Below are 24,865 nucleotides of genomic sequence, written 5' to 3' on the forward strand. Positions count from 1 at the left end.
CAGTATGTTACAAGCAATAAAAAGCCCCGCAAGCTTTCACTTGCAGGGCTTTTTTAGTTACTTGAGAAAAGGGCTAATTACTTACCAGCTTCTTTTTCTGCTTTAACTTTTGCAATCACTTCGTCAGCAACGTTAGTTGGACATGGTGCGTATTGTGCGAATTCCATAGAGAATTGGCCACGACCAGAAGTGATAGTACGTAGGTGACCGATGTAGCCGAACATCTCAGAAAGAGGTACGTCAGCTTTAATACGAACACCAGTAACGCCAGCTTGTTGATCTTTGATCATGCCACGACGACGGTTAAGGTCACCGATAACATCACCAACGTGATCGTCTGGAGTGAACACGTCAACGTTCATGATAGGCTCAAGAAGTTGCGCGCCAGCTTTAGGCATAGATTGACGGAATGCACCTTTCGCTGCGATTTCAAATGCGATTGCAGATGAATCGACTGCGTGGAAACCACCATCGAAAAGTTCAACTTCAACGTCTAGAGTTGGGAAGCCAGCTAGTACGCCGTTTTCCATCATAGATGCGAAGCCTTTCTCAACTGCAGGCCAGAATTCTTTAGGAACGTTACCGCCCACAACTACAGAGTTGAACTTGAAGCCAGAACCTGCTTCGCCTGGTTTGATACGGTAATCGATCTTACCGAATTGACCAGAACCACCAGATTGCTTCTTGTGCGTGTAGCTATCTTCAATTGCTTGAGTGATAGTTTCACGGTAAGCAACTTGAGGAGCACCTACAGTTAGGTCAACGCCGTATGTACGCTTAAGGATATCTACCTTGATGTCTAGGTGAAGTTCACCCATACCTTTCAGGATAGTTTCGCCAGTCTCTTCGTCAGTCTCAACTTGGAAAGATGGATCTTCTGCAACCATTTTACCGATCGCGATACCCATTTTCTCAGAACCGCCTTTATCTTTTGGAGATACAGCGATTGAGATTACTGGAGTTGGGAATACCATTGGCTCAAGCGTTACTTGGTGCTTAGGATCACATAGAGTGTGACCAGTTTGCACGTTCTTCATACCAACGATCGCAATGATGTCACCAGCTTGTGCGCTAGTTAGTTCGTTACGGTCATCAGCTTGCATCTCAACCATACGGCCAACACGTTCTGTTTTGCCAGTGAATGAGTTAAGAATCGTGTCACCTTTGTTCAGTTTACCAGAGTAAATACGAACGAAAGTTAGAGCACCAAAACGGTCATCCATGATTTTGAATGCAAGCGCTTTGAAAGTTTCATCTGTAGAAACGATAGCGTGTTCGCCAGTTTCTTCGCCGTTCTCGTCCATTAGAGGTTGAGGATCAACTTCAGTTGGAGAAGGTAGGTAATCTACAACAGCGTCAAGAACGATTTGTACGCCCTTGTTCTTGAATGCAGAACCACAGAAAGTTGGGAAGAACGCTAGGTCACGAGTACCTTTACGGATACAACGCTTGATGTCTTCGATAGAAGGCTCTTCACCTTCCATGTAAGCTTCCATTAGGTCATCGTCTTGCTCTACAGCAGTTTCGATTAGCTCTTCACGGTATTGCTCAACGTCATCTACCATGTCCGCAGGAACATCTAGAATTTCGTAGTTTTCAGGAAGACCAGTGTCATCCCAAACGTATGCTTTACGGCTTAGAAGGTCTACAACACCCACGAATTCATCTTCGCGGCCGATTGGTAGAACCATAACTAGAGGAGTAGCACCTAGAACGTTTTTAACTTGGTCAACAACGTTGTAGAAATCTGCACCCATACGGTCTAGTTTGTTAACGAAGATCAGACGAGATACTTCTGATTCGTTAGCGTAGCGCCAGTTAGTTTCTGATTGAGGTTCAACACCACCAGAACCACAGAATACACCGATACCGCCATCAAGTACTTTAAGAGAACGGTATACTTCAACTGTGAAGTCAACGTGTCCAGGAGTATCGATAACGTTTAGACGGTGACCGTTCCAGAAACAGCTTACAGCTGCTGATTGGATAGTAATACCGCGCTCAGCTTCCTGTTCCATGAAGTCAGTAGTTGATTCGCCATCATGTACTTCACCAGTCTTGTGGATTTGACCAGTTAGCTTAAGGATACGCTCAGTGGTAGTTGTTTTACCCGCATCAACGTGCGCGAAAATACCAATGTTTCTGTATTTCGATAAATCTGCCATTGTCTTACTCTGTTAATAGGATATAAAATGCGCGCAGAGTATATCACAATCTGTGAAGACTGATAGCTTTGCATGCATTTGGGACTAAAAAACTTTGCCTTTTTCTAACATATAGAAAAAGGCAATCTGTAGAAACAATCTAAATGATTGTTTAGTTTAGTGCTAATCTAAAGCGCAATTGGCGTTTTAAGTTAGACTGAATTTCTGCTGTATAGAGTAGCTGAAGTGAGCTCAATTACAACTCATCAAAAGCATTAATTGCTTCTGATAATTTTTTCACGCCATGGATCTGCATTCCTGGAATACCTCCCTTAGGCATGTTAGCCGCCGGTACAATCGCTTTCTTGAAGCCGTGTTTAAATGCCTCATTAAGACGCTCTTGCCCACTTGGTACCGGTCGAATCTCACCCGCTAGGCCTACTTCTCCAAATACCACCACATCTTTTGGCAATGCGCGATCTCTGAAACTTGAAAGTAGAGCCATCACCAACGCAAGATCAGCACTGGTTTCGGTTACTTTAACACCACCGACGACATTCACAAACACATCTTGGTCAGCCATTTGTAAGCCGCCGTGTTTATGCAGCACCGCTAATAACAACGAAAGCCTGTTTTGCTCTAGGCCAACGGCGACACGACGCGGGTTAGCCAGCTGGGAATAATCCACCAGCGCCTGGATTTCAACAAGCAATGGACGAGTACCTTCCCACACAACCATCACCGAACTGCCCGAGGTTTCTTCTTCACCACGAGACAAGAAAATAGCCGATGGGTTGCTGACTTCTTTTAGTCCTTGGCCTGTCATAGCAAACACGCCAAGCTCATTGACCGCACCAAAACGGTTTTTGTGGCTGCGCAGTGTTCTAAAGCGGCTATCGGTTCCGCCATCCAATAGAACAGAACAGTCAATAATGTGTTCAAGCACTTTTGGCCCGGCTAAGGTGCCGTCTTTAGTTACGTGTCCAACTAAGAACACAGCAACGTTATTCTGTTTTGCGTAGCGCGTTAATGCGGTTGCCGATTCACGAACCTGAGCAACACTGCCCGGTGAAGACTGAACATCAGCAACGTGCATAACTTGGATGGAGTCGATAACCATGATCTTTGGCTGTTCTTTTTCAGCAACCTGACAGATCTTATCTACGTTGGTTTCAGAGAGCATCTTTAGGTGCTCTTTTGGCAATCCAAGTCGAGAGGCACGCATTGCAACCTGCTGTAAGGATTCTTCACCTGTTACATAAAGAGTCGGCAGTTGAGAAGAGAGCTGACACATGGTCTGCAATAATAGTGTTGATTTACCCGCGCCTGGGTTACCACCAATCAGGATCGCAGCACCAGGGACAACACCACCACCGAGTACGCGGTCGAGTTCTTTGAAGCCACTACTAAAGCGTGGCACTTCTTGTAGATTAATTTCAGATAATGTCTGAACGCTCGATTCTGTTACTGCACCTGCATAACCAGATAATCTTTCATTGCGCGCTACTTGAGGTGAAGCGGCTAACCTAACTTCTGTAATCGTGTTCCAAGCACCACATGCGTTGCACTGCCCCTGCCAACGTGGAAAGTCAGCACCACAGTCATTACACACATAAGCTCGTTTTGCCTTAGCCATAAAACCTCAATAATTTACTCAGTTACACAATGATGTTGTCAATTTGTGACTTATTTGACCGTACGGGTGAAAATAAACGTTGCAGTCATACCACTTATACTTAAAGATCGATTTAAACTAGTCGATAACATAAATGCACCGTCCATTCTAACAAGAAAAGTATGCAGCAATCTGAAATTCTATCTGTAGCAGAACGTCTTATCCCGGCCTACCACGCCGAAGATTTCGAATTCCTTCTTTCTCAAATGACAGAAGGCGAATCTCCGTCTCTAAAACTGCTGGTTAAAATGGAACTGAATCGTATCATGGCTCCGTGTACAAAGAGCATTGATTTACGTGGGCGCATTGATAATGAATGTCGTCAGTTCACGTTAGACGGCCGTAAGCACTGGCTCGATGACATCGCGTTAAACGCATATCAACGTGGTACGAAAAAGTTTAAAGGTTACACAGAAGGCGCATGGGAGTTAGTAATGACTCCGCGAACTCAGCCTCTGAGCGTAGTTAAAACCTCTTCTCAAGGTAATCACGACATTACTAGCGCCAATAGCCCGTACGAAGCGGAAGCTATTAACCTAGGTTACGACTTAAAGCGCCAAGAGAACAGGCTCAAGATTAGCTCGCAGGTCGAGATCACCACATCGAAAGGTCAAAGCCTACATGGTGTAACAGTTGATATCTCCCCGTCGGGTGCAAAGTTCAAGGTGCCGAGCGCCTTTCGATACAACCTCGGCGAGATCATCAGCGTCAAGTTCTCAGAGCTTATCGAAAAGTCCCAAGAAAACGATGTTAACCAAGCGGTTGAGTTTCGTGTTTTGGGTATCGACGAATCTTATGAGAACAACGCGGTCAAATTTCTAAGAACCATCAAGGTAAGCGACAACAATATTGTGGCTCGCTTACTCGATGAGTCTTTAAATAGCACTAGTAAGAAAACCAGCCATGAAAATCAAGATAGGGTCATTCGAACTCGTACTCGAGGAATCGAACACACCTATCTAAAGCACACTTGTAACCTTCCCCTGTTCTTCAGCGGCAGCGAACTCAAGCTTGCCCTACTGACGGATAACAACCATCCGTTATGGCAATATTGGCACGACGAGCGAAATCAACAAGCACTGGGCACCCTGTTCAACGAACAACGTATGAACCTGCTGGCGAAACCAGGAGTGAAGGGAACCAGTAACGTCATCTATTCGTTTACCCATGAACACCAAAACAAGACTTTGTTCTATTCAATGATGCTGCCTGAAGCCTCTCGTGAACAAAGACAGCTGTTCTGGCACATCGGTGGCAAACGTAAAAGTTGGAAGGCGTTCAAGTTCTCGGTTTTCGAACTGTCAGACACCGAGCGACAAGCATTAGCTAAACACTCGGATACGCTGGCTCAAAGCTCAGCTCAACTGACGCATTGCGGAATCTTGCAAGAGATCGGCGATCACGAAAGTGCGGCTGATTATCTTCTGAGTGAAAAGCCACGTATTCCAAGCAGTGAACTGAACCGCTTCCGTCACCCGCGTACTGTTGTCGGCAATATTCAAAGCATCTACTTTGATTCTCAGACTCGTCGTAAAGAGCCGAGATACCAATTTAAGTCACCGTTGCAACTTACATCACAAGATGGCGCAGCGGCGAACGGACACACCTTAGATATCTCAAAGCGTGGACTAAGCATTAGCCTTGAACACCCAATGGTACTCAAGATTAATGATCCGGTATTAGTGAACTTCAATGAACTGCAGCTCTATGACAAGAACCTGCCCCTGAGCACTGTGCCTTACCACGTGATTCGAGTGAGCCCGAATGGCCGTAACGTGCAGTTGGTTATTGCTGAGAACGCCAAGACAATGCGTACCATCGCTTTCCTTAATGGGCTTATCGATCAAAACCAAAGTAAGCTGATTAAGAAGCAAGAGATACTGCCAACACATTCGCTACTCGAATCACTGCACAACATTTTGTTGAGCAAGATGGTCAGCAACCCAATATTCATTGATAAGCCAAGTTCAACGCTGCGCTGTAAGATCATTGGTGTGAATTTCCCACTGAATAAGCATCTAGCGTTACTCGCTAAACTTGGTCACAACCAAAAGTTCTCACTGGAGCCAATCTTTAAGGGTCACACCAACTCACTGTTGGCTGAACCACTGAAAAGAATTGAAGGTGCAGAGCCTAAACACCATGACGTATACATTGCTGCGGTAAAGTTTGGCGACAAGATCCAATCAGTACACACCAAGTTGGTCAAAGACTTCGCCTCAGCCAAAGAACGCATCTTATTCATCAAGAAAGCGCAACACTTAGGTGATGTGTATGTATTGCGAGTCACCACGGCACCTATCTTTAATCCGCTAACGAGTTTATTCCAGTCGGATTTAGAAGAGCTTTCACGCATCAGTATGCATCAAGCTAAGAAGCTAGAGAATGAGGTGACGGCGTTTATCGGTTATGGCGAGATAGAGGACATTACCGATGAAGTGCTGATTCGATTGGAGCTAACACGCTAGCCTCGAGTGGCGTATTAACTTAAGCATGAAAATTGAAAAAGCAGGCTGATAGCCTGCTTTTTTGTGTCTGAGCCACTATTGCTAAATAAAATACATAGCCAATAGCACTTAGGTAGAGCCCCTAAGGTTTCGCTTGCCAGCTGATCTTCTGTTGCTTAGCCAATACACCCGACAAGATGCATAGCACCCCGCCTAAACCAGCGTAACGCACAGCGGTTTGAGCTTGCTGCTCTACTTTTGGTTTCGCGTGGTAGGCAATGCCTAAACCTGCAGAGCCCATCATCACCAAGTCATTGGCACCATCACCAACGGCAACGGTATTATGCAGTTCCAATTCGTACTCTTCAGCCAACTCTACCAAGATATCCGCTTTGGTCTGCGCCGAAACAACATCACCTAACACTTCACCCGACAACTTACCATTAACGATCTCAAGCGTGTTCGACTGTGCATGGTCAAGATCAAGGGTATCTTTCAAATAGTCAGAGAAGTAAGTAAACCCGCCTGATGCAATCGCTGTTTTCCAGCCAAGCTTATTCAGAGTATTCACCAGCCCGACCAAGTCTGGCATGAATGGCAAAGACTGACGCACTTGCTCTAATATCGACTCATCCGCACCTTTCAGTGCTCCTACTCGTTGGCGTAGGCTCTGTTCAAAGTCGAGCTCGCCTTGCATTGCTCTTTCTGTGATTTCAGAGACTAACTCTCCCACTCCAGCTAGCTTGGCAATCTCATCGATGCATTCAATTTGAATCGCTGTAGAATCCATATCCATCACGATCAAACCTGGCTTAGATAAGTCTGGGACCTCGCTAAGGCAAGCATAATCAAGCTTTAGCGCTTGAAGGATTTCTTCGTGTGCTGGCGTTAGATTGCCTGACATCAAAGCCACTTCATAATGCCCAACCTTCCACGTATCGAGGATGGTGTTGTAAGTGCCAGTGAAAAAGTCGATGTCATCGAAAAATTGTGGAGATAGATACTCACCAAACACAATCCAATTAGCCTTGGATTTAGCGAGTTGAGAAGCGAAACGAGTCTCGGGGAGTCGAGTTAATAATGTGGTATGCCTTTTTATCGGCAGATATTTCTGAGCGTCCATGTGTATGATTCCTAATTAACTATGCTAAACGTTAACCTATTGCAATTTGAAAACGCAAGTCTCAATATGTCTTAATCATAACATTTGTTTATTTCAGGCTTCGTGAAACATGAATGAATCATTGTTCTCAATACGTAACGCTTTACGAATGCTAGCCCTCATTTTGTTGGCTACCATGTTCGTTGTAACGATTAAAAATACGGTCGTGATCAGCAAAGGTAACGAGAAGATCCAAGCAAAACAGTTGGAAACTCTTACCAAGCTGCTTATCTCTCAGGCATCACTTTCAGCCAGCAAGATGATCACGCAACAAGACCAAGAGCGATTGCTTGATCTGACTAACCAGTTATCTCAAGACCGATTGGTGTTCGATACCACCATCTATGATGCAGAGGGTATTCGACTGGCTTCGAGCGAAAAAGCCCTCTCGGTACGCGAGGTTCTAGGCTTAGATACGCCACTTTCAACCGCAAGTATCGGCAGACAACAATTAGTTGAACCTATTTATTCACCAGAGAAGACGATCATCGGCTTTATTCGAGTGACTTTTGAAACCGGTAAGATGACGGCGATTTCTGATCACCACTACCGTAAAAGTGATCGCTACATGATCGGTATGGTGTTGATGGGGTTTGTGAGTGGCGTGTTGTTCATCATGCTGATTCGCAGAAGACCGACTAAGTCTGGTGAGAACTTACTGTTGAAGAATGTAAGCTCATAGACACACTAGGCTGACAATAAAGACACTAGACTGAGAATAAATATCGCAATCCAATAAAAAGCCCCGACGCTCAGGCAGCAACGGGGCTTTTTGTTATCTGTTAACTTATCAAGCTAAGACAAATCAAGATTATTCTTGGTCACCAAGCAACACTGAGTCTAGTGCGATAACCATCATGTCGTTGAAAGTCGTTTGACGTTCATCTGATGTCGTTTGCTCACCAGTCTTGATGTGGTCAGAAACAGTACAAATCGTTAGAGCTTTTGCGCCGTATTCAGCACATACACCATAGATGCCTGCCGCTTCCATCTCTACGCCAACAATGCCGTATTTGTCCATTACTTCGAACATCTCTGGATCTGGCGTGTAGAACAGCTCAGCCGAGAACAGGTTACCGACTTTTACGCCGACACCGAGAGCTTTGGCTGCATCTTCTGCAGCGCGCACCATTTTGTAATCCGCAATCGCCGCAAAGTCATGATCTTTAAAGCGAATACGGTTCACTTTAGAATCAGTACATGCACCCATGCCGATCACCACATCACGCACTTTGATATCTTCGCTCACTGCACCACAACTGCCCACACGAATGATCTTTTTCACACCAAAGTCTTTGATCAGCTCAGTCGCGTAAATAGAACAAGATGGAATGCCCATACCATGCCCCATTACCGAAACCTTACGGCCTTTGTAAGTCCCCGTGTAACCAAACATGTTACGAACATCGCACACTTGAACCACTTCTTCTAGGAAGGTTTCAGCGATGTATTTTGCACGTAGCGGATCGCCGGGCATTAGAACTACGTCAGCGAAATCACCCATTTCAGCATTAATATGTGGAGTAGCCATTGAAAATATCCTTAATCTCAAAACAAAAAAGAAGAGAGAGGTTTCCCTCTCTCTTCGTTAACTATTATAGAAAGCTTGTACCGTGTCCCATTGGCGATGTGCCAAAGTAAGACGCTAAGCTTTGACCGATATCAGCGAAGGTATCACGACGGCCTAGAGAGCCAGCAGGAACCTTGTTTCCGTAAACAATCACAGGGATATGTTCACGAGTATGGTCAGTACCTGGCCATGTCGGATCACAACCGTGGTCAGCCGTTAAGATAAGCACATCGTCTTCTTTCATCATATCAATGATTTCATTAATGCGACCATCGAAGTACTCAAGTGCCGCTGCGTAACCAGCAACATCACGGCGGTGGCCGTAAGCTGAGTCGAAATCAACGAAGTTAGTGAACACGATAGTGTTGTCGCCCGCTTCATTGATCGCTTCTTTGGTTGCTTCAAATAGCGCAGGGATACCTGTTGCTTTGGTTTTCTGAGTGATGCCACAACCCGCGTAGATATCAGAAATCTTACCGATTGAGTGAACGTTACCGCCCTTCTCATCAACTAACTTCTGAAGAATGGTAGCTGCAGGTGGCTCAACAGAAAGGTCACGACGGTTACCAGTACGTTCGAATTGACCTTTACCTGGGCCAATGAACGGACGAGCGATAACACGACCAATGTTGTAATCTTCTAGCTCTTCACGAGCAATCTGACAAAGGTCTAATAGGTTTTGCAGGCCGAATGTCTCTTCATGACAAGCGATCTGGAAAACAGAGTCTGCAGAAGTATAGAAGATAGGCAGGCCAGTCTTCATGTGCTCTTCACCTAGGTTATCTAGGATCTCTGTGCCAGATGAGTGGCAGTTACCTAAGAAACCAGACAGGCCTGCACGCTCAAGGATGCGGTCAGTCAGTTCTTTTGGAAAGCTGTTCTCTTTGTCGGTGAAGTAGCCCCAGTCAAACAGTACCGGAACACCTGCGATTTCCCAGTGACCTGATGGCGTGTCTTTACCAGAAGACAGTTCAGCAGCGTGACCGTAAGCGCCAATGATCTCAGCGTCTGCATCCATACCTGGAGCAAAACGACCTGTAGACTCTTTGTGAGCCATCGCTAGACCTAGCTTAGACAGGTTTGGCAGCGTCAGTGAACCTTTACGATCTGCATTGTCTGCAAGACCTTGGTCACAATGATCTGCGATGTGGCCCATAGTGTCAGAACCTACATCACCAAATTTGTCTGCATCCGCTGTTTCACCGATACCGAATGAATCTAAAACTAAAATAAATGCTCTTTTCATTTTCTTCACCAACTTATTGCTCTTTGCACCAGAACTCTGTTCATCGGTATACGCAAGGCATACCGATATCTGTTATTTACACGTCTTCAGAACGAATCTGACGGTAAACGTCTGGCGTTGCTGTATATTCTCCGCCCACAGTGATTGCATTTTGTAATGCTGTTGCAGCTTCTTGCCACTGTTGTTCGTTGCGAGCATGAATCATTGCTAATGGCTTATCTTCACTTGCTACTTCACCTAGGCGAATGAAGTGATCAAAACCGACTGCGTAATCAATGCTGTCAGTTGCTACGCGACGACCGCCGCCCATACCAACCACAGCCATACCAATCGCACGAGTATCCATTGCTGATACCACACCGCTTTCTAGCGCGTACACTGGCTTAATAATGTCTGCTTTTTCTAGGTAGTTATCGTAGTTCGTTACGAAATCTGCTGGACCACCAAGGCCCGCTACCATCTTACCGAAGCACTCTGCTGCTTTACCGTTATCCAGTGCTGCCATCAGTTTTTCGCGCGCTTCGTCTGAATCTTTAGCTAGGTTACCCAGCACCAACATTTCAGCACACGATGCTAGAGTGATCTCTAACAAGCGAGAGTTACGATATTCACCCGTTAGGAACTGAACCGCTTCACGAACTTCTACTGCGTTACCCGCTGAAGAAGCTAGAACTTGGTTCATGTCGGTTAGGATTGCTGTTGTCTTAGTACCTGCACCGTTTGCTACTGCAACGATCGATTTCGCTAGCTCTTCAGACGCTTCATAAGTCGGCATGAATGCGCCTGAACCTACTTTTACATCCATCACTAGAGAATCAAGGCCAGCAGCCAGTTTCTTAGACAGGATTGAAGCCGTGATCAGCGAGATATTATCTACGGTTGCTGTGATATCACGAGTCGCGTAAACACGCTTATCAGCAGGAGCTAGATCGCCTGTTTGACCGATGATCGCTACGCCAGCATCTTTAGTTACTTCACCGAACACATCGTTGGTTGGTGTAATGTTGTAACCAGGAATAGATTCAAGCTTGTCTAGCGTACCGCCAGTGTGGCCTAAACCACGACCAGAGATCATTGGAACGAAACCGCCACATGCTGCCACCATAGGGCCAAGCATCAGAGAAGTAACGTCACCAACACCACCAGTAGAGTGTTTATCAACGATTGGGCCATCAAAGTTCATGTGGCTCCAGTCAATCACCATGCCTGAATCACGCATTGCACACGTTAGTGCGATACGCTCTGGCATTGTCATTTCATTAAAGAAGATAGCCATTGCGAATGCGGCAATTTGGCCTTCAGAAACCGTGTTTTTAGCTACGCCTTGAATGAAGAAGTTAATTTCTTCAGCTGTTAGGACTTCGCCGTCACGTTTTCTGCGAATAATTTCTTGAGGTAGATACATTAGTTCCTCCCAAACTCTAGTGAGTATGGTTTGTAGGGAAAGAGGTAATGTGGAGTGACTTAACGCCACTCCATCAAACAGACTAAATCTTGTTACACCCGATTGGGATATTAGTATGCTGCTGGATCAGCAGTTTCGTCTGTCACTTCTAATGTATTAAGAAGGTTAGTTAGTAGGCTTGAAGCACCAAAACGGTAGTGCATGTTATCTGCCCACTCAGCGCCTAGTAGCTCATCAGCCATTGCTAGGTATAGTGCTGCATCTTCAGCAGTACGTACGCCACCAGCAGGTTTGAAACCAACTGTTTTAGCAACGCCCATGTCACGAATAACTTCAAGCATCATGCGCGCGAACTCTGGAGTCGCGTTTACTGGCACTTTACCTGTTGAAGTTTTGATAAAGTCTGCACCTGCTTCGATACAGATTTGAGAAGCTTTCTTGATCAGTGCTTCTTCTTTCAGTTCACCTGTTTCGATGATCACTTTAAGCGTGATGTCACCACAAGCTGCTTTACACTGTTTAACTAGCTCAAAGCCAACTTCTTCGTTGCCAGCAATAAGAGCACGGTATGGGAATACTACGTCAACTTCGTCTGCGCCGTACGCTACCGCTGCTTTTGTTTCTGCAACAGCAATTTCGATGTCGTCATTACCATGAGGGAAGTTAGTTACAGTCGCAATGCGTACTTCTGGAGTACCTTGCTCACGCAACGCTTTCTTAGCTACTGGGATAAAGCGAGGGTAAATACAGATTGCAGCTGTGTTGCCTACTGCAGTCTTCGCGTCATGACAAAGTGCCACTACTTTCTCAGTAGTATCGTCGTCATTTAGCGTAGTTAGGTCCATAAGTTTAAGTGCACGTAGAGCTGCTGCTTTTAAATCGCTCATTTCTATCTCCGATCAATATATTCAAATAGTTAACTACTTCGCCCTCCATCCAGTATAGATGGATATTTTAGTAATGCTCAGTAGCCACAAATGAACGGACTTGGTTCCCTGAAGACTTGATAACTTTCGCTACCAATTGCAATCCTTGTCACCGCACAGTACCAGTTTGGTCTATGGCACAACAAATCAGTCATGTTGTGTCTAACATCTATAGCGTATCGCTAATTTTGGCTTAATCCCAGAAGAATAACGTTCGAGTTGATTTCGAGGTTACTTTCTTGCCAACAGAGACATCCTATCCCTTTAGCTTATACATTATAGGTATCCATCAATAAATTGTAGTGCTCCTTAGAACGCAAACGGTTTGTATCTCAAAAAAACATTCTAGACCCTACATCGAATCTAAGCATAAGCGCGTGCATATGCTAAAAACGGCAGGCCTAAAAACAAAAAAGCCCCGCAGCAATTTCTTGCTACGGGGCGATATTATTATGGCGTCTATATATCGATTTCTAACTAATTAGAAAGACAGGAAGAAGCCAGCAATTGTTGCTGCCATCAGGTTAGATAGAGTACCAGCAATTACCGCTTTAACACCCATACGTGCGATGTCGTGGCGACGGCTTGGTGCAATACCACCTAGACCACCTAGAAGAATCGCAATAGAAGAAAGGTTTGCGAAACCACATAGTGCGAATGCGATGATAGCTTGAGTCTTCTCAGACATCACTTGACCAGTTGCTGCAACAACTTGAGCGTTTTCACCAACGTATGGTACGAAGTTTAGGTATGCAACGAATTCGTTAACAACTGTCTTCTGACCAATGAAAGAACCAGCGATAGTTGCTTCTTCCCATGGAACACCAATGATGAATGCTAGCGGTGCGAAGATCCAACCTAGAAGAAGTTCTAGAGTTAGGTTTTCCATACCGAACCAACCACCGATGCCACCTAGGATACCGTTGATTAGAGCAATTAGACCGATGAATGCTAGTAGCATTGCACCAACGTTAAGTGCTAGTTGTAGACCAACTGATGCGCCACCTGCTGCTGCGTCGATAACGTTAGCTGGTTTGTCATCGCCACCGTCCATTTCGTCAGCGATGTTGTCGTCTGGCGTATCTGTCTCAGGCTTGATGATTTTAGCGAATAGTAGACCACCAGGTGCTGCCATGAATGACGCTGCAACTAGGTACTCTAGAGGTACACCCATAGATGCGTAACCTGCTAGTACACCACCAGCTACAGAAGCCAAACCACCACACATTACTGCGAATAGTTCAGAGTTAGTCATTTTAGGAACAAATGGACGAACAACTAGAGGTGCTTCAGTTTGACCAACGAAAATGTTTGCTGCTGCAGACATAGACTCGGCGCGAGAAGTACCTAGAGCTTTCTGAAGACCACCACCAAGAACTTTGATTACAATTTGCATAACACCAATGTAGTAAAGTACAGAGATAAGTGCAGAGAAGAAAATCAGAGTTGGTAGTACTTGGAAAGCAAAGATGAAACCGATACCGTCAACTGAGAAGTTAACTAGGCTGCCGAATAGGAAACCAGTACCGTCTTTACCGTAGTCGATCACGTTTGCTACACCAGCAGAGAAACCTGCAAGTAGATCACGACCCCAAGGGATGTAAAGTACGAATGCACCAAGTGCGAATTGGATAGCGAAAGCGCCACCCACTGTTCTTAGATTAATAGCTTTGCGGTTGTCAGATAGTAGTACTGCGATTGCGATCAGTGCAACCATTCCGACTAGGCTCATAAACAGGCTCATAGTTTATGACTTCCTTATTAGTTATTTATTGGCGTGTTACAAAATGGGGCTATAAAGCGGAGGCAATTATACTCATGCGACCACTAATAAAGTAATGCCGTCCTCACACTTTCGTAGAAGATTCATGTACCATTCACACGCAAATGTGACCCAAATCACAGGCTCAGTGCAATTTACGCAAACGATAAACAAAAACCTTCGATTTTATTCACATATACCGAATGCACGATGGCTATTTTGCCAAATTTGCGCTGCAATCGATTGCTTTGGCTCTTTTCTAAGCAAAAAAAGTTCATTTAAGATCGTAACTAAATATTTGGAATGATTAACATTTCCTTGGTTTCCATACATGGGCATGTCCGGAGCATCCGTTTCCAATACCAGACATTCAAGGGGCAATTTTGCGATGGTTGTGCGTGTTTTTTGCGCTCTTGGGTAAGTTATCGTTCCACCGACGCCAATATAGAAACCGAGCTTGATCCACGCCAAAGCTTGCTGTTCACTCCCTGAAAAACCGTGAATCACCCCTCCAAAAGTAAACTTATGTTGCTTTAACAACTCAATAAGTCGGTTATAAGACTTCCTCTCATGGATGATTAAAGGCAGCTCAAACGCCTTGGCAAGTTCCATTTGTTGGATGAAAAAGCGCTCTTGTTTCTCTCGTTCAACGTCCACAAAAAAGTCGAGCCCGCACTCACCTATCGCGACACATTGGCTGTTTTTTGAAGAGAGTAGTTGGCGAAGTTCCGAAAATTGTTCGTCATTGGCCAGCCCTAAAAAGTAAGGATGGAAGCCTAATGCATAGTAAACATTGGGGTGAGATTGAGCGATTTCATCAAGCCTCCTCCAGTTACTTTGGCCAATAGAAGGGATGATTAACTTCTCGACTTGCGCTTGTTTCGCTTCTTTAAGATAGCCATCAATAGTTTGATCAGGTGTAAAACCTTGCTCAAACGCTTCAAAATCCGCGTGGCAATGAGTATCAAACAGCGGAAAGTCACTTATTTGCTGTGTCATCTTCCCTGCTCTCCATTTGTTTCCCTTGAAGATCACGACGATAAGCAACACAACTGCGCTTGTTCTCAGGCGTTAAGCCAAGCTCTTCACACCACTTATCGTATCTTTTAACCCAAGTTTTTATCCAACCCAACATACTTACCTCAAGTCTATTCAATACGCATGACAAACCAACACATAAAGCAAAGCGTCATAACAACATATAAAAACAACAAATGAGTTCAATAAACACCCAAAAACAATCAGATATATAAACTAAATTTATATATTAACACTAGCCGGCTATATTGTTGAAAATCTCACCACAGCGAATAATAAACGCACTTGCCAAGGAGGCATTGATAGCAAGACGCTCCATTCAATAACGAGATCCTACTTTATGAAAGCATCACTCTTAGCCATATCAATTTCTAGCGTATTAGCAGCACCTGCTTTTGCTTCTGCACCTCAAGTTGACGTAGAACTAGCAAACCAACAAACACTTCAACTTATTGACGGGCAGATGAACGCTATCGATGCTTCTGTTCAGTATAAATTAAACGAACAATATGCCAATGCTACTCCAGGCACGACAGCTACAGTCGATGACGTAACTTACGAAAAACAATCTAACGGTACTTGGGCTGCAGTTGGTGCGGCTTCAGCTGCATTAGTTGCAGGATTGTTAAGTAGTTCTTCATCTTCCAGTTCATCTGACAATGGCAATACCCCGCCGGAACTTCCTGTCACTACTTCAATGGACAGTGTTGGGACATGGAAAGTCGCGGAAAATGATAGTGGTTACATAGTTACGATAGCTGGACAGGACGCTTATGTAGATTCGAGCAATGTGATACTCAATAACGATGGTACAGCTACCATTATCCTGAATGATCGCAAACTTACACTGGGTGTTAATGGGGATGAGCTTTACCGAATAGATCAAGTTAGTCACCCAGACTTAGATGCACCGACCTTCGACCTACCTCAAATCGACACACAGTACCAATTCCACAACGCTGATGGTGTGATTGTGATTACTCATTCTCACAACAGTGAGTTTGTTGCCAAGATCGAAGGTAATGGCGATGGCACAGCTACCATCACCAACGCCAAAGGGCAGACGATTGATTTCAGTAAATCTGACATCAACGATAAAATTGTTGATAAAGGAAATGATCGCCCTGAATTACCAGGCTGCACAACTCAAGGTTGCTCATACCCAGATAATGAATTACCAGAATATGGTAACGATCCGAGCTACGGTAACAACCACTACCAGTTAGCGGACGTCCGTGGCAATAATGCAGTGCTTGTTAAAAACGGACAGGAAGTTGCTGACTTAGAGTACAGCGATGGCCAGCTAGTTGTGAATGATTACGACTCAACAGTAACAAAACAATATGATGTAAGAGTCATTGATACAGAGAATAACGGTAGCAAACTGGTTGTAATTGGTGGAGATAACACTACCGACGGTCAATTAATTCACATTAACCCAGAAGGTGTTGTAACACCGATCGATGCTGAAAAAGCTAAGTCTAGATTGCAATCTGTCGACCGTAGCAAACTTCAATCTATCAACCCAGCGAAGTTACAAAAAGCTAAATTAGCAATTCAACAGCGTTTACGCGGTTAATCTAAAACCAAGTTAAATCCTCTCACCCGATAATAGTGAACGCTATTATCGGGTGTTTTTACTCACTAGCTAAGGAAAGCGATTCGGAATTTGAACATGAAACGCCTTCTATTAATACTTGCTTTGACCTTCCCTTTTGACTCGTCTGCAAATGACACCCTTGTTGAATCTATTGAGCGTTTTACAGATATCTTTTCCGTCAGCTTATCTCAAAATCCAGACAGTGATAAAACGGTCGCTACACTTGATATAAACTACCAAATCAATGATAAATTGCGTGTTTTTGGAGAGGTTGATACTCAAGAATACTGGCAGGCAGGATTGGGATATTCATTCTGGCAAGGGGATACGTACTACACTGAAAACACAGTAAAAGTCAGCGAACATGAGATCACGACAGGCATTTTTGTTGCTAAGTTGATTCATGAAAATTGGACACTGCTTGGCGATATCAACTATAACCATATGGATAGAGATTTCGATGCTTGTCTTCCAAACTTATGCATGGAATATAGAGCCTCTGACACATTCGATTATAGTGCAGGCGCTCTGTGGAGCCCTATTCAATATGCTGACTTTCTTTACAAATTCAACCAAGAAATCGGATTCAAAAAAGATACCCAAGACTTTTATATTAAAGATGATACCGCTATAGGACCTGGATACATCAGAAATGAAACTAGGACCAACACTTATTATCACGAAGTAGCTGTATTCTTTAACTTGAGGTACGTAAAACCGTCCGTTACCTACACCATACACCCTGAAAACAAAAACTATGTGGAATTCGGTTTAGCCTTCGATTTCTAGCTATTTAGTAGCTGTTTAAGCTCATCTCGTAGCTCTTGGTGTTGCCCATTAGTTTGATACTTCTTGTGATAAAAAAACTCAAACTCCACAGGACGCATTGAGAATGGAGGTTCATGAATTTGTAAACCGATGGTTTTTGCTAAATGGATCATGCTAACCGGAACCGCAGCAATGTAGTCAGTTCCTTTAACTGCTAGGAGCAAGTTCGTTAGATTGCGAACTTCAATTGCCACATCACGCGTGAAACTCTGCTCGGAAAGAAAGTCGACTATTTGAGTATCTTGTCGAAGTAGCTTCAAGGTTACATGCCGTGCTTCAAGAAACTCATCCATTGAAATCTGCTCACCAAATTTACTGACCTCGGGATCGCTCATCAATAACAGTCTATCGGTTGTCGCAAATTCAGATGCTAAGCTCGCTTGTTTCGGCAAACCAGTATCGACTACTAAATCTACTCGGTTAAGTCGGATATCCTCGACAACGTTATCAACAGAGATTGGTGATTCAACCAGCTGAACACCATTGAGCATGGGCATCTTGTGGAGCAGATTCGCAGGCATATAAACGGTAAAATCACGCTTTCTTGATACTGCACCTTCCATCAACTCTAAAGCATCAGATAATTGACCTGCCAATTTGTGAGCCATTGATGTTGGTTCTATTGAACGCCCTACTCTTACGAACAACCCATAGCCTACCACCGCTTCAAACCTCTTGATTGCAGCACTGACCGCAGGTTGAGTTAGCTCTAACGATTCAGCAGCTTTGGTTATCGATCTTTGTTGATATACAGAGAGGAATGGCTTTACTAAATTGAGATCAAACACGCTTTACTCCATCAAAACGGTGTACTCTTAGTGTAACAAAAAAGCCGAATGCTAGAAGCAATTCGGCTTTAATATTATCCAACAGTGTTATGTAGAACTGTCGCTATTAGTGCTCGCGCGTCGCTCGGAATTGAACTTCAGGGAAGCGTTCAGAAGCAAGGTTCAAGTTCACCATAGTTGGTGCGATGTAAGACAGGTTATCACCGCCATCTAGCGCTAGGTTAGATTGGTTCTTACGTTTGAATTCTTCTAGTTTCTTAGCGTCATCACATTCAACCCAACGAGCTGTTGCAACGTTAACACCTTCGTAGATAGCTTCTACGTTGTATTCCGCTTTCAAGCGCGCTACAACCACGTCGAACTGAAGTACACCAACCGCACCAACGATCAGGTCGTTGTTTTGCATAGGACGGAATACTTGTACTGCGCCCTCTTCTGAAAGCTGAACTAAGCCTTTTAGAAGTTGCTTCTGCTTAAGTGGATCGCGCAGGCGAATACGACGGAATAATTCAGGTGCGAAGTTAGGAATACCAGCGAACTTAAGGCTCTCACCTTGAGTAAAGGTATCACCAATCTGGATAGTACCGTGGTTATGTAGACCGATAATATCACCCGCGTATGCTTTCTCAGCACGAGCACGGTCACCCGCCATGAAGGTTACCGCATCAGAGATACTTACACTCTTACCAGTACGAACATGGTTCATCTTCATACCTTGGTTGTAAGTACCCGAAACGATACGCATGAATGCGATACGGTCACGGTGTTTAGGGTCCATGTTTGCTTGGATCTTAAATACGAAACCAGAGAACTTCTCTTCTGTCGCTTCAACATCACGCTCGTTCGCTTGACGCGTTTGAGGTGCTGGAGCCCATTTCGTTAGACCATCAAGCATATGGTCAACACCAAAGTTACCTAATGCAGTACCGAAGTAAACCGGCGTTAGTTCACCCGCAAGGAACAGTTCGTGATCAAACTCAGGGCAAGCACCGATAACAAGCTCTAGCTCTTCACGTACGCTTTCCGCAAGATCAGCACCTACCGCTTCATCTAGCTCAGGGTTATCTAGACCTTTGATGATGCGAACTTCTTGGATCTCATGGCCGTGGCCAGATTCATACAAGATCGTTTCATCACGATGAATGTGGTAAACACCTTTAAACTCTTTACCACAACCAATTGGCCATGAGATTGGAGCACAAGCCATACCTAGCTCGCTCTCTACTTCATCAAGCACTTCCATTGGGTCACGAACGTCACGGTCAAGTTTGTTCATAAACGTTACGATTGGCGTATCACGTAGACGCGTTACTTCCATTAGTTTACGAGTACGATCCTCGACACCTTTCGCAGCATCAATAACCATCAAACAAGAGTCAACCGCTGTTAGCGTACGGTACGTATCTTCCGAGAAATCTTCGTGTCCTGGAGTATCTAGTAGGTTTACTAGGCAATCATTGTATGGGAATTGCATTACCGACGTAGTTACCGAGATACCACGTTCTTTTTCCATCTCCATCCAGTCAGATTTAGCGTGCTGGTTAGAGCCACGGCCTTTTACGGTACCCGCTTTTTGAATCGCGTTTCCGAATAAAAGAACTTTTTCAGTAATCGTGGTTTTACCCGCATCCGGGTGAGAGATAATCGCAAACGTTCTACGTTTGCTCACTTCTTGTTGGAAAGACATAGTCGCCCTTTGCTGATCTAAAGCGTAAAAAGGGCAAGTAGATAATACTTGCCCTTGAATTCTGTGTGCGGATTATACAGAAAGCGTGTCACTTTCTAAAGGGTCAGTTTACACCCTATTTTTCGCGCATTATCTGCTTAGCTAAAAGCTACAGTATGACTAGCTAAAAGACATAAAAAGATAGCTCATAATGATGGCGTCTTCGTTGCCTTGCTTGGTTGGATAATAGTTACGACGGCGATCAACTTCATTGAAACCGGCCTTTTCGTAAAGATTAAACGCATTCACATTACTTTCGCGAACTTCTAGCCAAGCGCTTTCCGCACTAGCTTGTTCGCACATATCAAGGAAATGTTCCGTTAACGCTTTCCCATACCCTTTGCCTTGCTGGCTTGGGTCTACCGCAATATTAAGCAGCGTGACTTCACCAACGATGTTTTGTGCGAAGAAGTATCCGACCACTTGCCCATCGACTTCAAGCACATGATGACAAGCGCCTCGACTCTCAAGATCTCGGATCATATTTTCAGACCATGGGTGAGAATGCGCGGCCTGCTCTATCTTCCAAATGGCATCTAGGTGTTGTTGTGAAGTCGGTAAAAATTGATTAGTCATAAGCACAAATTTGTTGCCATAAGTCGCGGCGGTGTTGGTTGTTACCGTTAATGTCAGACAGTAATGGCGATTGAAGTGTTTTAGCCTTCAGCTCTTGAGGCGACTCGCAACCAGCAAACCATACCCACTCAACCGAACCTAAATCCACAGTAGACAAGTGTTGCGGTTGAAGGTGTAAAGCCTGAGATAAGTCGAGCTTGATACTTTTGAGTACTCGCTCAAACATCACGGCGAGATCTTCCTGAGGTTTTTCAGGCGAAACCAACAGTAACTTGCAATCGTTCGAGAGCGGAGTCAATTCAGATTCATAACCCGCTAAACGCTCTGGGTGACTTAGCTCCCATTGGCTAATGCCCATCTCTTGTAGGTATTGCGCGTGTGTTTGTGACATATCTAGCGGTAGTAACCTTAAGTTTATTGGAGCCAAAGTTTATTGAAACCGGAAGTTTGTTAGAACTAGTTTTGTGAAAGCTGCTTCTATTGAAAGAGCGCTTATTAGAACTGGGCTGATACTAACAAAAAATAAAGGAGCATCAAGCTCCTTTATTTAGACTAAAACAGTTTGTATCTTATTGCGTGATAAATCAGCTTATAAGTCGTTGAACTCTGGGCTGTAAGCAATCTCACCAGCATGTCCAGCAAACGCACCATCTACCAACTCAATCGCTTGGAAAGCACCTTCAGGCACATCCCAAACACAACTCAGACCAAACTCGCTCGCTGCCTTGAAACCAAAGCGGCTGTAATAAGCAGGGTCACCAAGCACAACGCAAGCTGGGTAACCAAAATCAACCAAAGTGGAAAACGCATCTTCAACTAGAGATTTGGCAATGCCTTGGTTGCGGAACTCTTCTTTCACAGCAAGAGGCGCAAGCCCTTGCCAGTTATGATCGTCGCCATCAAGAGTGATAGGGCTAAACATCAGGTGACCAACCACCTCGCCTTCATCAGAACAAGCCACCAGCGATAGCGTTAAATGGCTATTCTCACGCAAGCTCATAACCAAGTTAGCTTCTGCATCTGTTTCAAAAACAGATTTCAATAAACGATCAATGACAAGTATATCTGCCGGTGCTTCAGTTCGAATAAGCATTCATTACCTCACTTTGTGTATCTGGGGATTGTACTCCCTTCTGCACAAAATCAGCTAATTGATTTAACAAAGTTTTCATAGGAGTCGGCAATAAGTCCAAATCTACGCTATCCATCAAGTTTTTGACTTCTAAACCGATCTCGGTATCGCCTTCAATAGACAGTCTACGTTGGAAGAAAAGCGTATCTGGGTCTTCTTTACGCCCCGCAATTAACACAAGATCGTTAAGATTGCCGCTAAAGCTTACATCTTCAGCCACCTCTTTATCAGCTACAACCAGTTGCTCATTTTTGTAGCTAATACACCAACTTAACCCCATGTCTTTTATTGAGACTTTCAGCCATTTGTCTTCTAAAAACTCAAAGTCACCGTCCTCTAAAGCTTCCTTGAAGACATTCTTAAGCGCCTCCAATAAGGCTCTTTTTTGTACTGTTTTAGGCAATAACTGGACTGGAGATCGCAAAATTGATGCGGCATTTTGAACTAGTTGAGTGCGAATCTTGTTTATCACGTGACTTATCCGTAACTTTGTCAATAATATGGAATGCATCATAGATGATGTTGAGATCTCAGTTACTGTTATGTATCAAATTAACTTCTGTTTGATACTCGACCTTTAATATCCTGAAAATCACAGTTATAGTAACTCAGGTAATGAGAATTACAGCGGATCGCTGCACTCACAGGTAAATATCGATAGCCACACAGAAAGTAATAAATATTTATCGATAGTGAATATTCAAGCTCTTGGAGAATTGGTAGTACTTTGATGCCTCCCCAGCAACTACAACATTGGTTTACCCAGCTAACTGCAAATAGTCCGTTCTTTTTTGCAGTACTTGATGCTCAACATAACTATTTTATGGTGAATGAGCGTTACTGCGATATTGCTGGTTTGAGTCAAACAGAGCTTGCAGGCATGAATGACCGCCAAACATTGGGCGAACAATTCTACCAACATCTTAAGCCTTACTACGAGCGAGCATTCAGTGGCGAAACGATTGAGGCCGAAGTCACCCTTAACGAAACTGACCTCGATACCAGCCTTCATTTCAGCCTATCTCCGCTTACCAATGGCAACAAAACCGACTACATCGTCTTTCACGCCTTCGACACATCAGAAAACCAAGTACTTGTCCGTTCTTTAGAAGAATCCGAAGCCAAATTCCACAAGCTATCTCAACTACTCCCAGATGGATTACTGCTCGTTGAAAGTGACTACATCTTGTCATCTAACCCAGCAGCGGCGCGCTTGCTTGGCTTTAACTCAACCACAGAGTTAATTGGTGAAGAGTTGGGACGCCTATTTATCGATGAACAAACCAAAACAGTCTTCAATAATAACCTCAGCTCTATTATTTCTGAGTCTGGTTTGGTTTGCTTAACGGGTGCCCGATGCGGCTTTGAACGTAAGGTTCAACTCAACATCGACTCCACCACCGTTCTTGGAAGCAACACTCAGTTGGTGCTTATCCAAGACGCACAAGAAACCGCAAAACAATACACACCGGCACACAGTGAAGATGCCTACATAGATGCACTGACCAAGCTCTACAACCGAGTTGGGTTTACTAAGCGTCTTGAGCAGTTCATTCACAACGATACGCCGGTGGTGATGCTCTACTTAGACATTGATAACTTTAAGAATATCAATGACTCACTTGGTCATCACATCGGTGACAAGGTGATTAAAGAGGTCGCTTCACGCCTTAAACGCTTACTGCCTCGTAAGGCCGTGATTGGGCATTTAGGCGGGGATGAGTTTGGTATTATCCTGCCAGAACCTGAACATCAGCGAACACCTGAAATGCTCGCTGAAAAGATCATATCTCTGATCAATCAACCCTTCGATCTTCACCACTTTAGCAAGCGCTTAGCCTGCTCGATTGGTAGCGTGAGCTTTCCTCAAGATGGTACTGATGCTCGTATCTTGCTGCAAAATGCAGACACAGCAATGTATGAAGCGAAAGATCGTGGTCGCAACCGCCTAATCAAGTTCAACGAACAGATGAACAAAGAAGCGCGCATGCGACTGTGGCTTGAGATAGAGCTCCAAAAAGCGCTGCAACAAAATGGACTTGAGGTTTGGTATCAACCGAAAGTGAATGCCCGTGACTTCACCATCAACGGTGCTGAGGCTCTGGTACGTTGGAAGCACCCTGTCGAAGGGTATATTAGTCCTGCCGCATTTATCCCTGTGGCGGAGCGAGCTGGTCTTATCGAACAACTTGGCCGAGTGGTAATGCGTGAAGTATTTGCTACGGTTAAGCGCTGGAAGATGCAAGGTATCCTTCCAGGTCGTGTCGCGATCAACCTTTCACCAGAACAGTTTGGTAATCCAAAGCTAATTGATTACATGGAAAAATTACTGCGTTCGACCGAGCTTGATCCAAGTGCGATTACGTTTGAACTAACGGAAAGCGCGGTAATGAGTGATAGTGAACACACACTTCAAATGCTTAACGCCATCAAGAAACTTGGCTTTGCTCTCTCCATTGATGATTTTGGTACCGGCTACTCTTCACTGTCTTACCTTGCTCGCTTCCCAATTGATGAGCTTAAGATAGACCGTGCTTTCATCTCTGATATCGATACCCTACCAAAGCAAATCACCGTAATTGAAAACATCATCAACCTAGGTAAATCTCTCGATTTAACTGTGGTTGCTGAAGGTGTCGAAACCAGTGAGCAAGCGACTCTGCTGTCTAACCTCAACTGTAGTTCGATTCAAGGCTTCCACTTCTATCGTCCGCAACCAAAACAAGATGTCGAAGAGTTGTTTGCCCAAAACCGCCGTCATAAGAACTAATCAAGTACCTCAAATTTAAACCAAGCCAACATGTAAAACGGTCACTCGTCAGTACCTCAAACGGAGTAAA

General features: G+C 44.4%; 21 protein-coding genes. 5 read left to right on the forward strand and 16 right to left on the reverse strand.

Annotation, left to right across the window (positions count from 1 at the left end; genetic code table 11):
- Positions 1 to 77: 77 nt before the first annotated feature.
- Both fusA and radA read right to left on the reverse strand, forming a co-directional pair.
- Entirely contained in the window at positions 78 to 2,165 is a 2,088-nt protein-coding gene (fusA, locus tag MSG35_RS15410; RefSeq protein ID WP_048612295.1) for an elongation factor G, read from the reverse strand.
- A 235-nt stretch (positions 2,166 to 2,400) separates the two neighbouring features.
- Positions 2,401 to 3,780, reverse strand: coding sequence for a DNA repair protein RadA (gene radA / locus MSG35_RS15415; protein WP_017058826.1), 1,380 nt, complete (start codon positions 3,778 to 3,780; stop codon positions 2,401 to 2,403).
- A 161-nt stretch (positions 3,781 to 3,941) separates the two neighbouring features.
- On the opposite strand from radA, the gene MSG35_RS15420 reads away from it, so the two are divergent.
- Positions 3,942 to 6,287 carry a PilZ domain-containing protein gene (locus MSG35_RS15420; protein WP_048605639.1) on the forward strand — a complete coding sequence of 782 codons (2,346 nt, stop codon included), beginning with the start codon at positions 3,942 to 3,944 and terminating at the stop codon, positions 6,285 to 6,287.
- 121 nt (positions 6,288 to 6,408) lie between these two features.
- Here the strand turns inward: MSG35_RS15420 and serB are convergent, their stop codons facing one another.
- The gene (serB, locus tag MSG35_RS15425) at positions 6,409 to 7,389 is read right to left on the reverse strand and encodes a phosphoserine phosphatase (protein WP_248384479.1); all 981 of its coding nucleotides are present in this window, start codon (positions 7,387 to 7,389) and stop codon (positions 6,409 to 6,411) included.
- A 109-nt stretch (positions 7,390 to 7,498) separates the two neighbouring features.
- Between serB and MSG35_RS15430 the strand changes: the two genes are divergently transcribed.
- Positions 7,499 to 8,110, forward strand: a complete 612-nt coding sequence (locus MSG35_RS15430; RefSeq protein ID WP_076655999.1) for a YtjB family periplasmic protein — start codon at positions 7,499 to 7,501, stop codon at positions 8,108 to 8,110.
- A gap of 129 nt (positions 8,111 to 8,239) precedes the next feature.
- Here MSG35_RS15430 and deoD read toward each other — a convergent pair whose 3' ends face one another.
- The 7 genes from deoD to MSG35_RS15465 all read right to left on the reverse strand — a co-directional run bounded on the left by deoD (position 8,240) and on the right by MSG35_RS15465 (position 15,472).
- The gene (gene deoD, locus MSG35_RS15435) at positions 8,240 to 8,959 is read right to left on the reverse strand and encodes a purine-nucleoside phosphorylase (RefSeq protein WP_017063285.1); all 720 of its coding nucleotides are present in this window, start codon (positions 8,957 to 8,959) and stop codon (positions 8,240 to 8,242) included.
- A 64-nt stretch (positions 8,960 to 9,023) separates the two neighbouring features.
- Positions 9,024 to 10,244: a phosphopentomutase gene (locus MSG35_RS15440; protein ID WP_248384480.1), complete on the reverse strand. Its 1,221-nt coding sequence runs from the start codon at positions 10,242 to 10,244 to the stop codon at positions 9,024 to 9,026.
- Positions 10,245 to 10,320: 76 nt separating this feature from the next.
- A complete protein-coding gene (gene deoA / locus MSG35_RS15445; protein WP_248384481.1) occupies positions 10,321 to 11,649 on the reverse strand; it encodes a thymidine phosphorylase in 1,329 nt (442 codons plus the stop codon).
- 110 nt (positions 11,650 to 11,759) lie between these two features.
- Complete coding sequence (deoC, locus tag MSG35_RS15450; protein WP_161752724.1) at positions 11,760 to 12,536, reverse strand: deoxyribose-phosphate aldolase; 777 nt, start codon at positions 12,534 to 12,536, stop codon at positions 11,760 to 11,762.
- Between the two features lie 520 nt (positions 12,537 to 13,056).
- On the reverse strand, positions 13,057 to 14,319 hold the full coding sequence (locus tag MSG35_RS15455) for a NupC/NupG family nucleoside CNT transporter (protein WP_017058833.1): 1,263 nt from the start codon (positions 14,317 to 14,319) through the stop codon (positions 13,057 to 13,059).
- A gap of 204 nt (positions 14,320 to 14,523) precedes the next feature.
- Positions 14,524 to 15,336, reverse strand: coding sequence for a TatD family hydrolase (locus MSG35_RS15460; RefSeq protein WP_248384482.1), 813 nt, complete (start codon positions 15,334 to 15,336; stop codon positions 14,524 to 14,526).
- A complete protein-coding gene (locus MSG35_RS15465; RefSeq protein WP_248384483.1) occupies positions 15,317 to 15,472 on the reverse strand; it encodes a hypothetical protein in 156 nt (51 codons plus the stop codon). The genes MSG35_RS15460 and MSG35_RS15465 overlap by 20 nt, the downstream gene beginning before the upstream one ends.
- Positions 15,473 to 15,715: 243 nt before the next feature.
- On the opposite strand from MSG35_RS15465, the gene MSG35_RS15470 reads away from it, so the two are divergent.
- Both MSG35_RS15470 and MSG35_RS15475 read left to right on the forward strand, forming a co-directional pair.
- The gene (locus MSG35_RS15470) at positions 15,716 to 16,954 is read left to right on the forward strand and encodes a hypothetical protein (RefSeq protein WP_248384484.1); all 1,239 of its coding nucleotides are present in this window, start codon (positions 15,716 to 15,718) and stop codon (positions 16,952 to 16,954) included.
- 96 nt (positions 16,955 to 17,050) lie between these two features.
- On the forward strand, positions 17,051 to 17,764 hold the full coding sequence (locus MSG35_RS15475) for a hypothetical protein (protein WP_248384485.1): 714 nt from the start codon (positions 17,051 to 17,053) through the stop codon (positions 17,762 to 17,764).
- Here the strand turns inward: MSG35_RS15475 and MSG35_RS24105 are convergent.
- From MSG35_RS24105 to MSG35_RS15505, 6 genes are all read right to left on the reverse strand, one after another.
- Complete coding sequence (locus MSG35_RS24105; protein ID WP_248384486.1) at positions 17,761 to 18,591, reverse strand: LysR family transcriptional regulator; 831 nt, start codon at positions 18,589 to 18,591, stop codon at positions 17,761 to 17,763. The two genes, MSG35_RS15475 and MSG35_RS24105, sit on opposite strands and share 4 nt — an antisense overlap.
- A gap of 106 nt (positions 18,592 to 18,697) precedes the next feature.
- Entirely contained in the window at positions 18,698 to 20,278 is a 1,581-nt protein-coding gene (gene prfC, locus MSG35_RS15485; protein ID WP_017059244.1) for a peptide chain release factor 3, read from the reverse strand.
- A 159-nt stretch (positions 20,279 to 20,437) separates the two neighbouring features.
- Complete coding sequence (gene rimI, locus MSG35_RS15490; protein WP_248384487.1) at positions 20,438 to 20,893, reverse strand: ribosomal protein S18-alanine N-acetyltransferase; 456 nt, start codon at positions 20,891 to 20,893, stop codon at positions 20,438 to 20,440.
- Positions 20,886 to 21,284: a DNA polymerase III subunit psi gene (locus MSG35_RS15495; protein ID WP_050633587.1), complete on the reverse strand. Its 399-nt coding sequence runs from the start codon at positions 21,282 to 21,284 to the stop codon at positions 20,886 to 20,888. The genes rimI and MSG35_RS15495 overlap by 8 nt, the downstream gene beginning before the upstream one ends.
- Before the next feature lie 198 nt (positions 21,285 to 21,482).
- Positions 21,483 to 21,986, reverse strand: coding sequence for an N-acetyltransferase (locus MSG35_RS15500; protein WP_050633588.1), 504 nt, complete (start codon positions 21,984 to 21,986; stop codon positions 21,483 to 21,485).
- A complete protein-coding gene (locus tag MSG35_RS15505) occupies positions 21,970 to 22,539 on the reverse strand; it encodes an SCP2 domain-containing protein (RefSeq protein ID WP_248384488.1) in 570 nt (189 codons plus the stop codon). The genes MSG35_RS15500 and MSG35_RS15505 overlap by 17 nt, the downstream gene beginning before the upstream one ends.
- A 216-nt stretch (positions 22,540 to 22,755) precedes the next feature.
- On the opposite strand from MSG35_RS15505, the gene MSG35_RS15510 reads away from it, so the two are divergent.
- A complete protein-coding gene (locus MSG35_RS15510; RefSeq protein WP_061038666.1) occupies positions 22,756 to 24,795 on the forward strand; it encodes a bifunctional diguanylate cyclase/phosphodiesterase in 2,040 nt (679 codons plus the stop codon).
- Positions 24,796 to 24,865 lie beyond the last annotated feature (70 nt).

It is taken from the genome of Vibrio sp. 1CM23M (assembly GCF_023161755.1).
Classification (GTDB): Bacteria; Pseudomonadota; Gammaproteobacteria; order Enterobacterales; family Vibrionaceae; genus Vibrio; species Vibrio coralliirubri.